At 55.8% G+C, this 15,760-nt stretch carries 9 protein-coding genes; 6 read left to right on the top strand and 3 right to left on the bottom strand.

Annotated features, from left to right (window positions below):
• Positions 1-2,778, bottom strand: coding sequence for a cation-transporting P-type ATPase (locus tag Q4E40_RS01295; protein WP_303409592.1), 2,778 nt, complete (start codon positions 2,776-2,778; stop codon positions 1-3).
• Between the two features lie 556 nt (positions 2,779-3,334).
• Here Q4E40_RS01295 and Q4E40_RS01290 point away from each other — a divergent pair.
• The 6 genes from Q4E40_RS01290 to Q4E40_RS01265 all read left to right on the top strand — a co-directional run bounded on the left by Q4E40_RS01290 (position 3,335) and on the right by Q4E40_RS01265 (position 12,139).
• Positions 3,335-4,417 (top strand): efflux RND transporter periplasmic adaptor subunit, encoded by a 1,083-nt coding sequence (locus tag Q4E40_RS01290; RefSeq protein WP_303409591.1) that lies wholly within the window; start codon positions 3,335-3,337, stop codon positions 4,415-4,417.
• 2 nt (positions 4,418-4,419) lie between these two features.
• A complete protein-coding gene (locus Q4E40_RS01285; RefSeq protein WP_303409590.1) occupies positions 4,420-5,679 on the top strand; it encodes an ABC transporter permease in 1,260 nt (419 codons plus the stop codon).
• Between the two features lie 28 nt (positions 5,680-5,707).
• On the top strand, positions 5,708-6,388 hold the full coding sequence (locus Q4E40_RS01280) for an ABC transporter ATP-binding protein (RefSeq protein ID WP_303409589.1): 681 nt from the start codon (positions 5,708-5,710) through the stop codon (positions 6,386-6,388).
• A 146-nt stretch (positions 6,389-6,534) separates the two neighbouring features.
• Positions 6,535-7,734, top strand: coding sequence for an anhydro-N-acetylmuramic acid kinase (locus tag Q4E40_RS01275; RefSeq protein ID WP_303409588.1), 1,200 nt, complete (start codon positions 6,535-6,537; stop codon positions 7,732-7,734).
• Positions 7,735-7,784: 50 nt separating this feature from the next.
• Positions 7,785-10,796 (top strand): SusC/RagA family TonB-linked outer membrane protein, encoded by a 3,012-nt coding sequence (locus Q4E40_RS01270; protein WP_303409587.1) that lies wholly within the window; start codon positions 7,785-7,787, stop codon positions 10,794-10,796.
• Positions 10,797-10,822: 26 nt separating this feature from the next.
• Positions 10,823-12,139: a RagB/SusD family nutrient uptake outer membrane protein gene (locus Q4E40_RS01265; RefSeq protein ID WP_303409586.1), complete on the top strand. Its 1,317-nt coding sequence runs from the start codon at positions 10,823-10,825 to the stop codon at positions 12,137-12,139.
• Positions 12,140-12,238: 99 nt separating this feature from the next.
• On the opposite strand, the gene Q4E40_RS01260 is transcribed toward Q4E40_RS01265, so the two are convergent.
• Both Q4E40_RS01260 and uvrA read right to left on the bottom strand, forming a co-directional pair.
• The gene (locus Q4E40_RS01260; RefSeq protein ID WP_303409585.1) at positions 12,239-12,766 is read right to left on the bottom strand and encodes a hypothetical protein; all 528 of its coding nucleotides are present in this window, start codon (positions 12,764-12,766) and stop codon (positions 12,239-12,241) included.
• Positions 12,767-13,119: 353 nt separating this feature from the next.
• Positions 13,120-15,663: an excinuclease ABC subunit UvrA gene (gene uvrA, locus Q4E40_RS01255; RefSeq protein WP_303409584.1), complete on the bottom strand. Its 2,544-nt coding sequence runs from the start codon at positions 15,661-15,663 to the stop codon at positions 13,120-13,122.
• Positions 15,664-15,760 lie beyond the last annotated feature (97 nt).

Raw genomic sequence — 15,760 nt, 5'->3', positions numbered from 1 at the left:
TTACGTGAATTGCACTTCCTGTTTGGCTGCCTTCAGCCTTTTGGCACCCAGCCGGAAGCGAATCCGCTTCTCAATAGAGATAATTGTGAACACGACGGCACCCGCCCCAAAAATGCGCAGTAGCTGCATGGCATCCAGCGGACTGGTGCCAAAGAGCATGTTCATGAACGGCGTGTAGATGAAGAGCGCCTGCGCCAGGAACATCACACCAATACCGTAGTACACCCACATGTTCGAGAACCAGCCAATCTGGCCAGTCGGCCTTACCAGCGAGCGGCAGTTAAGCAGGTAGAAGGATTCCACCACCACAAACACCGTCGTTACAACGGTCTGGGCCTCGGCAAGCGTCGCACCCTGGTACAGTTCGTACAGAAACAGGCCGTAGGCGGCTGCAAGCATTAGCACACCCACCAGCAGCGTGCGCATAATCAGTTTGGTGGTGAGCAGCGGCTGGTTAGCGGCACGTGGCGGGCGGTCCATGATACCGGGCTCTTTGGGCTCGAATACCAGCGTGAGCCCCAACAGCACCGAAGTGGTCATGTTTATCCAAAGGAACTGCACCGGCTGCATGGGGAGCTGGGAATTGAGCGCAATGGCCAGCAGTACCACCAGCGCCTCTCCCAGATTGGTAGGCAGCGTCCAGACAATAAACTTGGTCAGGTTGTCAAACACGCTCCGGCCTTCTTCCACGGCGCCTTCTATGGACGAAAAATTGTCATCGGTGAGTACCATGTCCGAGGCATCTTTGGCCACATCGGTTCCGGTAATGCCCATGGCGATGCCGATGTTGGCCTGTTTCAGGGCAGGGCCGTCGTTCACGCCGTCTCCCGTCATGGCCACCACCCGGTCGCGCGACTGCAGGGCTTTGACCAGCCGCAGTTTCTGTTCGGGCGCCACACGGGCAAATACGGCGGTTTTCTCGACGAGGTCAGGGAGTTCCTGGTCACCGATCTGCTGGAGCTGTTTACCTGTCACGGCCACCAGTTGCCCGTTTTTCTGGCGGCCTTTCAACCCGATCTGGCTGGCAATGGCGGCGGCTGTCACAGCATGGTCGCCCGTAATCATCTTGACGTCTATACCTGCGCGCTGGCACAGGGCCACGGCCTCCATCGCCTCTTTGCGGGGCGGGTCTATCATACCTTGCAGGCCCAGGAAAATGAGGTTCGAAGTGGTGTGCCCGTGGTCTATCTGCGTCTGGCCGTCGGGTGCCTCCAGCATGGCAAACGCCAGTACACGGAGCCCCTCACTGGCCATTTGCTCCACGTGCTTTTCGATACGCTCCTTGTCAAGCTCGCCTAATTCGCCGTTTGGCAGCAGGGTTTTGCTGCTGCGAGCCAGCACGGCTTCTACTGAACCTTTCAGGTAGATAACCGGTCTGTCGCCGCTGTGCAGCGTGGCCATGTACTGGTATTCGGACTCAAACGGTATGGTGTCCTGCCGGGGCTGGTGCTCCTCCAGCTTTCGTTTCTCGAACCCGGCTTTTCGGGCGGCCACCTCCAGCGCTCCCTCGGTAGGGTCGCCTTCTATCAGCCACTGCCCGTCTTTCTCTTTCAGGGCGCTGTCGTTGCAGAGCAAACCGGCTTTCAGGCATTGCTCCAGTGCTTGGTTTCCGTTCAGGTCAGCCTGTTTTTCTTTCTGTTGGATTTCACCCTCGGGCCGGTAACCCAGTCCGGTAGCGGTGTAGTTTTCGCCGCCGGCCATGATTTGCTGCACGGTCATCTGGTTTTCGGTGAGCGTCCCGGTTTTATCGGAGCAAATGACGTTGGTGCTGCCCAGTGTTTCGACGGCCACCAGTTTGCGGATAATGGCGCGTCGCTTGGCCATTTTAGATACTCCCAGCGCCAGCATGATGGTCACAGCCACCGGCAAACCCTCCGGTATAGCGCCTACCGCCAGGGCCACGGCTAGCATAAAGGTATCAGCCGGGTCGGCTCCCCGCAGGTACTGGACCAGGAAAAGCACGACGCAAAGCACCAGGATAACCCATAGGAGCAGGTTGCTGAATTCCTTTATTTTGATGGTAAGCGGCGTGTCCAGGTTCTGCGCGCTCGAAATGGATTCCTGTATTTTGCCCACCTCGGTTTTGTCGCCGGTGGCGACCACCAGGCCCGTTGCCTGCCCGTAGGTTACCACTGTGGAGGCGAATCCCATGGAGAAGCGGTCGCCCAGCACATCGTCTGCAGCCACGGGATCCGTGTGTTTCTCCACTGCCACCGATTCCCCGGTCAGCGCCGATTCGTCCACTTTCAGGTCACGGGCCCGCACCAGCCGCACATCAGCCGGAAACTTATCGCCGGACTGCAGCAGCACGATGTCGCCGGGCACCAACTCCGAGGCCTCGATCTGTTGCTTACTGCCCCCGCGCAACACGCTGGCCCTGGCGGACATGCTTTTGGACAAAGCGTCGATGGCGGCCAGTGCTTTGGATTCCTGTATGTAGCCGATGATGGAATTGATCAGGACTACACCGAAAATAACGCTTGCATCGATGTACTCGCCGAGCAGCAGTGAAACAACGGTGGCGGCCAGCAGGATGTAAATGAGGGGTTGGTGAAACTGCAGCAGAAAAAGCACCAAGGCACTCTGCTGTTTTTGCTGCGTGATGATGTTAGGTCCGTAAGTTTCCCGGCGCTTTTGTACTTCTTCCTCTGATAAACCCTCTTTCTGGTCAACGTGCAGAAGTTTGAGGGCCTCCTGCGCGTCGAGGCTATGCCAGTGCTGGGGTTTGTCCGCAGACAGGGTCGTTTTTTTATGTCTTTCCTCTTCTGTTACACGCATGTTGCTGGTTGTTCTTGTCTATACCTGCAGAGGTTTGGAATGCCGCCGCAGGCCTTGATGATTTCAATACAAGGTGAGTGGCTGAATAACGATAGCTAGTGGTAGTCTGTAGGTCATACGGGCAATTAAGTGCCGGGTATGCCTAGTCCCGGGCCTGGCACGATCCTGTGACGAAGAAGCCTGTCCGGACTGTAGCATCTCTCCAATTATGCCGGCAGCGTGACCTGCACCACTTTTGCAAGGAACAGTTCTGCCCGATCAGGTATAGCTTCGTTCCTAAGTTTATGCCCGTAGGTATAGAACTTCGCCTCACGACAAATTTAGAAAGACCGAAAGGCGCTGCCTATGACGCTGGTCACTCCGCGGGAAAATATATCAGGTATACGCTATAATACTTTTTAGCCTGCCCATGATAATGTTATCGTATGCTGAATGTAGTACATTTGAAGCGCAGCAACTTTCCGGTCCGGCTGTTGGCAGGTATAGCCATACATTAGAAGATGGGGCAGGTATAAGAGCAAACAAGCTGCATAGTGTCTTTTACGTTTGAGGTATCATGTCAACAAAACACTATTTACAACTGCTTCTGCTGCTGGTTTTTTTCACCTCCTGTGGAGACGGGCAGGAAACGACGCAGCCCACCGTGGAGGATATCTCGGAAGCCGTATACGCATCCGGACTCGTGAAAAGCCGCAACCAGTACCAGGTATACCCGGTGGTGAGTGGCATCATAGAGGAAATACTGGTGACGGAGGGGGATACCGTGCGGCGGGGCGAAACGCTCGTCCGCATCAGCAACGAGGCCGCCCAACTGAACACTGAGAATGCCCGCCTGGCCGCGGAATACGCCCGCGTCGGTGCCAATGCCGAAAAACTGACCGAGCTGCAGGAGTCCATCGACCTGGCCCGCAGCCGCATGCGCAACGACTCGCTGCTGCTGGTGCGGCAGCGCAACCTCTGGGCCAGCCAGATCGGTACCCGCGTGGAACTGGAGCAGCGCGAACTGGCCTACAAAAATTCCCAGACAGCCTACCGCTCAGCCCGCCTGCGCTACAGCGACCTTAAAAAACAACTCGATTTTGCCGCCCGCCAGTCCCAGAAGAACCTGCAGATCAGCGAGACCCTGCGCGACGACTATACGGTGAAAAGCGAAACCAACGGCAAGGTATACAGCGTGCTCCGTGAGAAAGGCGAGCTGGTGAGTCCGCAGGTGCCGATTGCGGTGCTGGGCGATGCCGACGAATTTATACTGGAACTGCAGGTGGACGAGTATGACATCGCCCGTGTGAAGCCGGGCCAGCAGGTACTGCTCAACCTGGACAGCTACAGAGGCCAGGTTTTTGAGGGGCGCATCACCAAGGTCAACCCGGCCATGAATGAGCGCACCCGCTCCTTTACCGTGGAGGCCGCTTTCGTGACCAAACCCGATGCGCTATACCCGAACCTGACCACAGAGGCCAACATCATCATTCAGGCCAAAAAAAATGCCCTGACCATACCGCGCGAGTACCTGGTGGAGGGCGCCTATGTGCTGCAAGAGGATGGCGAACGCGTGCCTGTGAAGACCGGGCTGAAAGACTACCAGAAAGTGGAGATCGTGGAGGGCCTGTCGAAAGAAGATGTGATCGTGAAGCCTTAGCGATGAATTTCACACTGATATACAGCATCGCGAAATCCATGCTGCTGGCCCGCTGGCGGCAGACGCTGGTGGCAGCCGTTGGCGTGACCTTTAGCATCGCCATGTTCATCACGCTGCTCGGCTTCATGAACGGCCTCAACGATCTGCTCGATGGCCTTATCCTGAACCGCACCCCGCACGTGCGTCTCTACAACGAGATCAAGCCCAGCGAAAACCAGCCGGTGAATGTGGCCGCGCAATACAAGGACTCATACAACTTCATCAGCTCCGTGAAAGCCGGCATCACCCGGCAGGAGATTTACAACAGTGGCCCCATTCTGCAGGCCGTGAAGGCCGACGAGCGGGTGCTGGGCGCCACCCCCAAGCTCCTCGCGCAGGTGTTCTACAACGAGGGCACGATCGAAATTACCGGTGTGATCAATGGCATCGATGTGGAGGAGGAGAGCCGCCTGTTTAACTTCCAGGACTACGTGACAGCCGGCAATCCCATCGACGCTAAAAACGTGGCCAACAGCATCATTTTGGGCAAGGGGCTGGCAGACATACTGGTGGCAGACATCGGCGATGTGGTGCAGGTGACGACGGCGCAGGGCGAGCGTTTTTCGCTGAAGGTGGTCGGGTATTTTCAGTCAGGTATACAGGAAATCGACAAGGTGCAGAGCTACGCCTCCATCGAGACTACGCAGAAACTGCTCGGCAAACCGGCCAACTACATGACCGACATCCAGGTGAAGCTCCATGACCTGGAGCAGGCCCCGGCCGTTGCCCGGGAGTATGCACAGCTTTTCAATGTCGATGCGGAGGATATACAGACGGCCAATGCGCAGTTCGAGACGGGAAGCAGCGTGCGTTCGCTCATCTCATACGCCGTGGGTATCACGCTGCTGATTGTGGCGGGATTCGGGATTTTCAACATCCTCAACATGATGATCTACGAGAAGATGGATTCCATTGCCATTCTCAAGGCCACCGGCTTCTCGGGCAGGGACGTGAACCTGGTCTTTCTGCTGATCGCGATGAGCATCGGCTTTTTCGGAGGTGTGGTGGGGCTGGTGTTCGGCTTCCTGTTCTCGGTCCTCATTGATAACATCCCCTTCGTGACGGCAGCGCTGCCCACTATCACGACTTACCCGGTTAATTACGACGTGGTATACTACATGATCGGCGGGATTTTCTCACTGATCACGACGTACTTTGCCGGTTTCTTCCCGGCCCGCAAGGCAAGCCGGGTGGACCCGGTCGAGATCATCAGGGGCAAATAGGTATAGGATGAAAGGGAGCGAAGAAAAGATGCAGGAAGTTATACTCGAAGCGAGGGGGATCAACAAGGAGTTCCATGACCCCGTGACAGTGCAGGTGCTACGCGACATCACGTTCTCGGTGAACAAAGGGGAGTTCGTGTCCGTGATCGGAAAGTCGGGTTGCGGCAAGTCCACGCTCCTCTACATCCTCTCCACCATGGACACCGACTACACCGGTGAGCTGTACATCGACAAGGAGCTAATGTCCGGCCGGCCGGACAAGGAGCTGGCACGCATCCGCAACGAGAAGATCGGCTTTGTGTTTCAGTTCCATTACCTGCTCAACGAGTTCACGGTGCTGCGCAACGTCATGCTGCCCGGCCTGAAACTGGGCAGGTATAGCGAGCAGGAAGTGGAGCACCGCGCCATGGAGCGGCTCAAAATGCTGGGGATTGATCACCTGGCCACGCAGTCGGCTTACCGTGTTTCGGGCGGGGAGAAGCAGCGCGTCGCCATTGCCCGGGCACTCATTAACGATCCGCACATCATCATGGGCGACGAGCCCACCGGCAACCTCGACAAGCGCAACAGCGACATCGTCTTCAACATTTTCAAAGAACTTGCCGAGGCGCACAACCAGACCCTGCTCATTGTGACGCACGACCCCGAGTTCGCCGAAAATACGCACCGCACCATCGAGATGGAGGACGGCCGGATTATACGCCTCTGATCAAGCCAGTCATAACAACAACCTTCTTGTGGATTTCTGCCTGATTATGCGGAAATTCGTCTGTCTCTATATTACCCTAACTTTATGTATTTCGTATGAAGAACCTATGGTTCTTTTGACTTAAGGTCATTTTAATCTTAACTTATATGAATAAAGTACTAAGACAACTTTTTGAAGTTGCCAGTAAAGAAAAAAGAACCATCATTGGTCTCATGTCAGGCACCTCGCTTGACGGTCTAGACATCGCGCTTTGTGAATTTGAGGGACAGGGTACCGAAACCCGCATGCAACTCCGGGAATTTGTGACCATGCCTTATGATGAAACCTTTAAAGAGGAAGTGAAGGCGATCTTTTCGAAGCGGGAAGTTGACCTGGAGCGCGTCTGCCTCCTCAACGCCTATATTGGCCGCTTCCATGCCGACCTCATCAACAAAAGCCTGCAGGAGTGGGGAGTAGATTCCTCTGAAGTGGACGTCATAGCCAGCCACGGCCAAACCATTTACCACGCACCGGCGTCGCTGCATGGTATAGCCGGTATGCCGGATGCCACGTTGCAGATTGGCGACGGCGATCATATCGCCATGGGTACAGGCGTCATCACCCTGAGTGATTTCCGGCAGAAGCATGTGGCTGCAGGAGGAGAGGGTGCCCCACTGGCCGTGTACGGTGACTACCTGCTATTCTCGAAGCAGGATCAGAACCGGATCATGCTCAACATTGGCGGTATTGCCAACTTTACCTTCCTGCCCGGCGACCTGGACACGAGCCGTATCTTCTCGACCGATGTAGGACCTGGCAACACGTTGATGGATGCCTATGTGCAGCAGCAATTTCCCGGCACCTATTATGATGCAGATGCTGCCATTGCAAGGAAAGGAACCTACAACCAGGCATTGGTGGCCTCCTTGCTTTACCATCCCTTTTTTGAGCAGGACTTTCCCAAAACGACTGGCCCGGAACTGTTCAACCTCTCATACCTGGCCGAAGCACAACGCAGATCCGATACGGAACACCTGTCCCCGGAAGATGTCATGGCGAGCCTGAACCGCTTTTCGGCCGTTGCCATTTGCGGGGCCCTGACCCGCTCACTCGATGATGCTGATTTTGAAATTTTCCTGAGTGGCGGCGGTATGCACAATCCGCTGCTTGTACAGAACATAAAGGCGCTTTTACCGGGTGCCACCGTACGCAACACAGCAGAGCTGGGAGTATCACCGGATGCGAAAGAGGCGGTGCTGTTTGCCACACTGGCCAATGAGTGCCTGGTGGGGGAGCCCATCCACTTCGGCCCTGGCAAGAGGCGGGTACCCTCCGTGCTGATGGGGAAGATCAGTTTACCTGAGTAAATTCTGAACACTTATACATCACATTTTAACCGTACAAAATAAGAGGCACTATGAGAAAAATTTACCTGATCGGGAGGGCCTCCGGAAAGGCTATCCTGCTGTGTTTCCTTCTGTTGGCTGCTGCCTGTCAGCTGGCCAGCGCGCAAGGGGCACGCTACGCGATTACGGGCACCGTCACAGATGCCCGCACCAAGTCTCCGCTGCCCGGTGTGGTGGTAAAGTTTCAGAACCACAACATTGCCACGGCCACCGATGCCAGTGGGGTATACAACCTGTCGGCTGCCCTGCCCCCAGGTACTTACCAGCTCACGTTCTCTTTCATCGGCTTTAAACCACAGACCCGTCCTGTTACCCTCGGTGATCAGCAGACCGTGCAGGTGGATGCGCAGATTCAGGAGGATATAGTGGGGCTGGATGAAGTGGTGGTGACGGGCACTTCCGTGGCAACCAGCAAAAAGGAGCTGGGCAATGCCATTTCCACCGTTTCAGGAGATGCTATCGAAAACAGTGTGGCGACGTCCATAGACCAGGCCTTGGCTGGTAAGGTCGCCGGTGCGCAGATCAGCCAGAACTCCGGCAACCCGGCGGGCGGTATCAGTGTGCGCCTGCGAGGTACCAGCACGGTCGTTGGGTCGGGCGACCCGCTTTACATTGTGGATGGGGTGATCATCAACAACAGCTCTCCTGAACTGATCGACCTGGGTGGCTATGCGCAGAACCGACTGGTAGACATTAACCCAAATGACATTGAACGCATCGAGATCATCAAAGGGGCCGCTGCGGCTGCTATCTACGGGTCACGGGCCAGCAACGGGGTGGTGCAGATCTTCACGAAACGCGGGGTGGAGGGTGCTCCTAAAATCTCGGTCTCCACGCAGTTTCGGGTGAATGAAGTGCGCAAAACGCTGGATTATAACCAGCACCCTTTCCGCTTTGTGAACAACCTGGCCGCCGACCTCACGCAGGAACCAGTCACTAGGTATGACTACCAGGACAGAATCTTCAGGACTGCCTATGGTACCGAGAACAATGTGTCGGTGTCGGGGGGCAGCGCGAATACCCAGTACTATATGAGCGGCAATTTCCTGAGCAACCAGGGCATCATCGATAATACGAACTTTAAGCGGGGAGGCGCCCGTATTCGAATCGACCAGACGATCAGAAACTGGATCTCGGTGTCGTTAGGAGCCAACTATGTGCTCAGCACGAGCGAGGAAATACCAAACGGCGGCCTGAGCGAAGCATACGGAGCCCTGACCGGCTTCATTTTCAGTAACAACTTCATCAACCCGGAACCGGTGAACGGAATATACCCTTCCACGGCGCCTACGGCTATCCTTCGTCGCACCAACCCGCTTGAGGCCATCAACCGCTTTGATTTCGGGCAGCGCACCAACCGTTTCATCGGCGATTTTCAGGTAAACCTCACACCGATCAATGGCCTGAATGTGAGCTACGTGCTGGGTTTTGACAATTCAACGCAGATCGCAACGGGCTATATACCGGTGGGCAACACAACACCTTCCTATAATGCCGGCTACTCACGACGTGCTGACCGCACCTCATACCTGCTTAACAACGATCTGAATGCCTCTTACCGCACTTTCCTGACCGACTGGCTGGAATCTACCACAGGTATAGGGGGTACGGTGCAGACGGAGAAATACTACTCAACAGGTATAACAGGCACGCAGTTAGGACCGATCGCCCAGGTTAGCTCCGGCGGCGCCACGGTAGTCTCCATCGATGGAAGAGCCGATATAAACATCATGGGCTTTTTCGCCCAGCAAACGTTCGGTATCGGAGAGCGTTTCTTCCTGACGGGCGCCGGTCGCTACGACGTGTCTTCGGTGTTTGGAGAAGACAACAGATGGCAGTTTTACCCGAAAGTGAGCGCCAGCTACCTGATCTCCAACGAAAGTTTTTGGCAGGGATTGGCCGATATCATCCCTATTTTCAAACTGCGGGCCTCCTATGGCCAGGCGGGCAACCTGACAGCGATCGGAGCTTATGACCGCTATACCAATTACAACCCTGTTTCACTTCCTGGACTTCCGGGCGTTATTCCATCTACCTTATTGGGTAACTCGGGCATTAAGCCGGAGCGCCAGGTAGAAACAGAGTTCGGTGCTGATATGAGTTTCCTCGGCGGTAGGCTGGGTCTGGAGTTTTCGGTTTACAAGAAAGATGTGGAGGACCTGCTGTTGTTCATTGGCCTGACGCCTTCTTCGGGTTTCCTGAACCAGTACGCCAACATCGGCACCATGACTAACAAGGGTTTTGAACTGATGATCACAGGCGCGCCTGTCCAGACAGAGCGTGTGCGCTGGACCTCTACGCTGATCTATTCCCGCAACAAAAACGAAGTGAATAACATACCGGGTGGCGTGCTGCCATTCCCGGGTGGTTTCGGTCAGGTGGCTGCCGTGGATGGGTACCCGCTCGGTGCCTTCTACGCTACCTATTTTGCACGAAATCCCGACGGTTCGCTGCTGCTGAACCCTGCCGGACTGCCACAGCCTGAGCGTGCCGGGCGCAACCCCGAAAACGGGCAGCCGATGGGCGCCACCGTGCCCAAGGTGATCGGCGACCCGAACCCGGACTGGACCGGCTCCTGGACAAACGACATCTCGGTAGGCGAGCGACTGTCCTTCCGTACCCAGTTTGATGCCGTTTACGGGTTTGACGTGTTCAACTTCACCCGTCGCGTGGGCGAGCGCGACCTGTATGGCGGACTGGCCGGTTATGAGCCGGAACTAAGAGGGGAAGTGCCGAAAGGTACCTCTGCCGCACTGTTCGGCATATTTGAAAATTACATTGAAGACGGCTCTTTTATTAAGCTGAGAGAAGTGTCGGTGGCCTATGATTTTAAGCCCGCCTTTTTGGGAGGGAACAGCATGCGCCTCAGCCTGGCCGGGCGTAACCTGTTCTCGATTGACGACTACAGCGGTTATGACCCGGAAGTGAATGCGGCTGGTCAGACCAACGCCGTGAGAGGCTTTGACTTTGTGGAGGTGCCGATCCCGAGAACCTATGCACTGGGCCTCAACTTTACCTTCTAATGCTTCCTAACCTTATGAAAAACAACATGAAAAATATAGCTTCTTACTTAAAAGTGGGCTTCCTATCGGGCTGTCTGCTGTTGACGACTGGGTGCGAACTGGATATACCCAATCCAAACGCAGCCAGTGACGTGGAGGTGCTGAACTCCCGTGAAGGCATCATTGCCCTGAGTGTCGGGTTGCGACAGTTTTACTCTACCTCAGGCCTGGAGGCGGCGCTGTTATACACAGGTGTGACGGGTCGCGAGATGAAAGGGGTAGCCACCTTTACCAACGTGCTCGAACTGGAGGCTGGTGGAACTGCCCTGCCCACGTTCAACGGCAACATCCTCGGCCATTGGTCACGCATGCAGCGCACCATGCTGATGAGTGAGCAGATTCTGGAGAACGCTCCCAATGTACCCACCTTGACGGGCGGAACGCTGAGCGGGGTAATGGCGCACGCGCACCTGTTCAATGCCATGGCGCTCGGCAACCTGTACATCGCATATGAACAGGCAAACACCGAAACCAGCCGGACCGACAAAGTAACATTCAGGCCCAGAGCAGAGGTGCTGGCAGCTGCCATCGCCCACCTGAACGAAGGGATCGCACTGATCGAGGCCACGCCCCCGTCACCGGAGTTTACGACACAGGTTACCGGTACTGCGTTCGATCTGCGTAGCACGCTGTACGCTTACAATGCGCGGTATAACTTATATGCAGGAAATTATGACGCGGCTATTGCTAATGCAGACAAAGTGGATCTGACCAAACGCTCTGAGTTTGTGTACAGCACACTGAGTCCGAACCCGATCTATAATACTGTATTTATCCTGGGTTACTTCAGACCGCGGGATCAATTCGGCTTGCCGGATGCGCTTTTTGAAGAGGGAGATGGGCGATACAACTTCTACATGACAGAGCCAGGTGCCGACGTGTCCGGAGACCGGGTGATGACGCTGGCAGGATTTTTCAACACACAGACGACCAGTATACCGGCATACCTGCCAGACGAGATGAAACTGATCAAAGCAGAAGCGCTGCTGCGAAGCAATGGCTCCCCGGAGGAAGCATTGGCACTGATCAACCAGGTGCGGACGCAGACTTCCGGTGATCCGTTTGGCGTTCATGCTGCTTTGCCGGCTTATAGCGGCCCTGTGACCAGAGAGGCCTTGCTATTGGAGGTATACAAACAGCGGTCTGCTGAGCTATACCTGAGCGGACAGAAATGGGAGGACAGCCGTCGTTTCAACCGTCCGGGACCACCTGAAAACCTGACGGAGCGTAACCGCAATTTCTATCCGTATCCTGACCAGGAGCGCCGCAACAACCCGAATACGCCAAACGATCCTGCTATCTAGGGCCGTTGCGCTATACCTGTTTCTGAAAGTGAAAAAACCTCTGCTACACCAGCACAGACGCTGGAAGTAGGCAGAGGTTTTTTTATTGGCTTGGTATGTTTAGAGTGAGGGATGACACTGCAGGATCAATTCTTCTTCAATAGCAGGGCTCAGCACCAGCACCAGGTGCTCGGCAAAAGCGGCGTTTTCGAGTTGTTGGTCACTCATCAGGGCGATCAATCCAACCGGATCTCCGCCTTCTGTCAGGAAAATGCTGCCTAGGTAGCTTTCGATGTTCATTTCCTGCAGCTCGATGTCTTGGGGGAAGTGGCGCTGTACGTTGTTGGGGTAATAGCAGAACCGCTGTGTAAGAACAGCATCGCAGGGACCGGATTGCAGAGGGTATGAGATATTCGGCTGTACCTCTCCGTTTTTCAGAAACACTTTCGTCAGCACATCCTTGCCATCTTCGCTTAAGCTGCCGATTAGTACATACTGCACCTGGGCATGGGTCGCGATGAATTCGGCCGCCTGTCTGAGGAAGGACTCGTTGCGTGGCTGCGAGGTGAGCGAAATGGCCGATTCCATTATACGGTGCTCATCCTCCCTTAGCACATAATTCCAATGATGCACGAATCTATATTCCATCGCACAAACTAAAAAGATGATAATCTGCAAATTTAAACATTTTAGCAATAAGAAAACAATAGGCTAAATGTCAATTTGTGAATTACTTATGGTGTTGGTTAAATATAAACACTGCGTCCAGGAGTTTGTTTTTTCCAAATTGTGTCTTTTTGTTTCGCGGCTGCAGGCTTTGTACTTATGCCGGTTCATCCATTCAGCTGTATTAATACTGAAAGGGCAGAATCCTTTTCAAACAGCCTCAGCATGAAGGTCCTTTTCTTTGCCTGAGCGCTACTTCTCACTAATCAGGCGACAGCCCATACAACCTGCTCAAGCAGCATGAAGTTGCAACTATTCACGGTTGCAGCCTGGGCTTAGGCTGTAGATAATGTTCTTAAAAAGGGGGCTGTTTTGCTTCCTTCGGATCTGGCAATTGCTTCGGGTGGCCCAGCCGCTACTATCTGACCGCCTTCTTCGCCTGCACCCGGCCCGATATCGATCACCCAGTCGCTGGCAGCCACGACGCGCATGTCGTGCTCTACTACAATCACCGTATTGCCGGCATCAACCAATAGGTGAAGCTGGGTCATCAGCCTGTCCACATCAGCAGGGTGCAGACCAGTGGTTGGTTCGTCTAAGATGTAGAGGGTATTGCCGCGTTGCGCACGCTGTAGTTCAGTGGCCAGTTTAATGCGTTGCGCCTCACCGCCGGAGAGTTCGGTGGCGGGCTGCCCGAGGCGCAGGTAACCCAGCCCGACTTCCCTTAGCATGGTGAGGGCGCGGTGCACGGCTGGCTCCTCGTCAAAGAACTCCCAGGCCGCATCCACTGTCATGTCGAGCACTTCGGCGATGTTCCTGTCGCGGTAGGTCACCTCCAGGGTCTGGGCATTGTAGCGGGCACCGTGGCACACAGGGCAGGGGGCGTATACGCTGGGCAAAAAGAGCAGCTCCACCATCACAAAGCCCTCTCCCTGGCAGTTCTCACAGCGCCCCTTTGCCACGTTAAAGGAGAAGCGCCCGGCATCGTAGCGGCGCTTTTTGGCAAGCGGCGTGCTGGCAAAAAGATTGCGCACATGGTCGAACAGGCCGGTGTAGGTGGCCATGTTGGAGCGTGGTGTCCGGCCGATGGGCTTCTGGTCGACGCGCACCAACCGTTTGATCTGTTCCATACCTGCCGTGATATGACCTCCGGTTGTGACAGGTATATCACGTTCCAGTTCCTCGCCCTCCTCTTCTTCAACAGGCAGTTGGTGCCCCAGGTGAGCGGCCACCAGCTCCACCAGCACCTGGCTCACCAGGCTGGATTTGCCGGAGCCGGATACGCCCGTCACGGCGGTGAACACCCCAATCGGAAACTCGGCAGACAGGCTGTCCAGGTTGTTTCGGCTGACATCGCTTAGTTTTAGCCAGGCTTTGGGTTCACGCGGATCGGAGTTGAAGCCCTTTGCTTTGCCAAACAGATACTCACCCGTGCGGGAGGCTTTAACCTGCCGCAATCCTTCAGTAGGGCCACTGTACAGAATCTCGCCGCCTTGCTCGCCGGCAGCAGGGCCCACATCCACGATCCAGTCCGCGTGGCGGATCACAGCCAGGTCGTGTTCTACCACAAAGAGCGAATTGCCCGCTTTCTTGAGTCCGTCGAGTGCCCGGAGCAGGGCCACTTTGTCGGCAGGGTGCAGGCCGGCGGATGGCTCGTCAAGCACATACACCACTCCGAACAGGTGCGAGTAAAGCTGCGTGGCCAGGCGCAGGCGCTGCAGTTCGCCCGGGGAGAGGGTAGGGGTGCTGCGATCCAGCGATAAATAGCCCAGGCCCAGATCGAGCAGCACCTCGATGCGGGCGCACAGGTCATCGGCAATGCGCCTGGCCACAATGGCCTGCTCCGGGTGTTCGGCTTCCGTGCGGGCATGGCCCGGCTCGTTGCCCCGTGCAAAAGGCTTGAGGACGGCCTGCACCCGTTTTAAAGGCAGGCGTGACAGTTCCGTGATGTCGTAGCCCGCAAATTTGACGGAGAGCGACTCCGGCCGCAGCCGCTTGCCCTGGCAGGTGGGGCAGTCGGTGCTCAGCATATACTGCATCACCCGCTTTTTCATGAGCGGGCTGTTGGTGTTGGCGAAGGTATGGAACACGTGGCGGCGGGCACTGCTAAAGGTACCCATGTAGTTAGGCTCTTCCTTGCGTTTGAGGGCACGTTGCGTTTCTTCAGGGGTATAGCCAGGGTATACCGGCACGACGGGCTGCTCGTCCGTGAAGAGTATCCAGTCGCGGTCTTTCTGTGGCAACTCACACCAGGGCCTGTCCACATCGAAGCCCAATGTCACCAGGATGTCGCGCTGGTTCTGTCCGCCCCAGGCCATGGGCCAGGCCGCGATGGCCCGCTCCCGGATGGTGAGCGAATCGTCGGGCACCATCGACTTTTCGGTGACATCGTACATGCGCCCCAGACCATGACAGGTTGGGCAGGCCCCTTCTGCGGTGTTGGGCGAGAAAGCCTCGGCATAGATAATGGATTGTCCCGAAGGGTAGTCGCCGGCCCGTGAGTAGAGCATGCGCAGCAGGTTGGAGAGCGTGGTCACGCTGCCGACTGAGGAACGGGTAGTGGGTGTGCCGCGCTGCTGTTGCAGGGCCACTGCAGGGGGCAGTCCGTCTATTGCGTCCACTTCAGGCACCGCCATCTGGTGAAACAGGCGGCGGGCATAAGGCGACACGGACTCCAGGTAGCGGCGCTGCGCCTCGGCATACAGCGTTCCAAAGGCCAGGCTGGACTTACCGGAACCGGATACACCGGTAAAGACAACGAGCGCATCGCGGGGTATAGAGAGGCTGATGTTTTTGAGATTATGCTCCCGCGCTCCCCGCACTTCTACGAATCCCTTGAACTGCCCGGTTGTCGTCTGATCCTGTTTTGGTGTTGCCATGTGTGCTGTTGTATGCTGTTCTGACACGAAGGTATAGCTTCGTGCCGCAAAAGAAAATTGTTGAGTGTACGCAGGTTTCCGCTTTTGGTAAGAGGTG

Origin of the sequence: Pontibacter coccineus (assembly GCF_030546575.1) — a bacterium.
GTDB lineage: Bacteria > Bacteroidota > Bacteroidia > Cytophagales > Hymenobacteraceae > Pontibacter > Pontibacter coccineus.
This window is presented reverse-complemented; position numbering and strand designations above follow the sequence as displayed.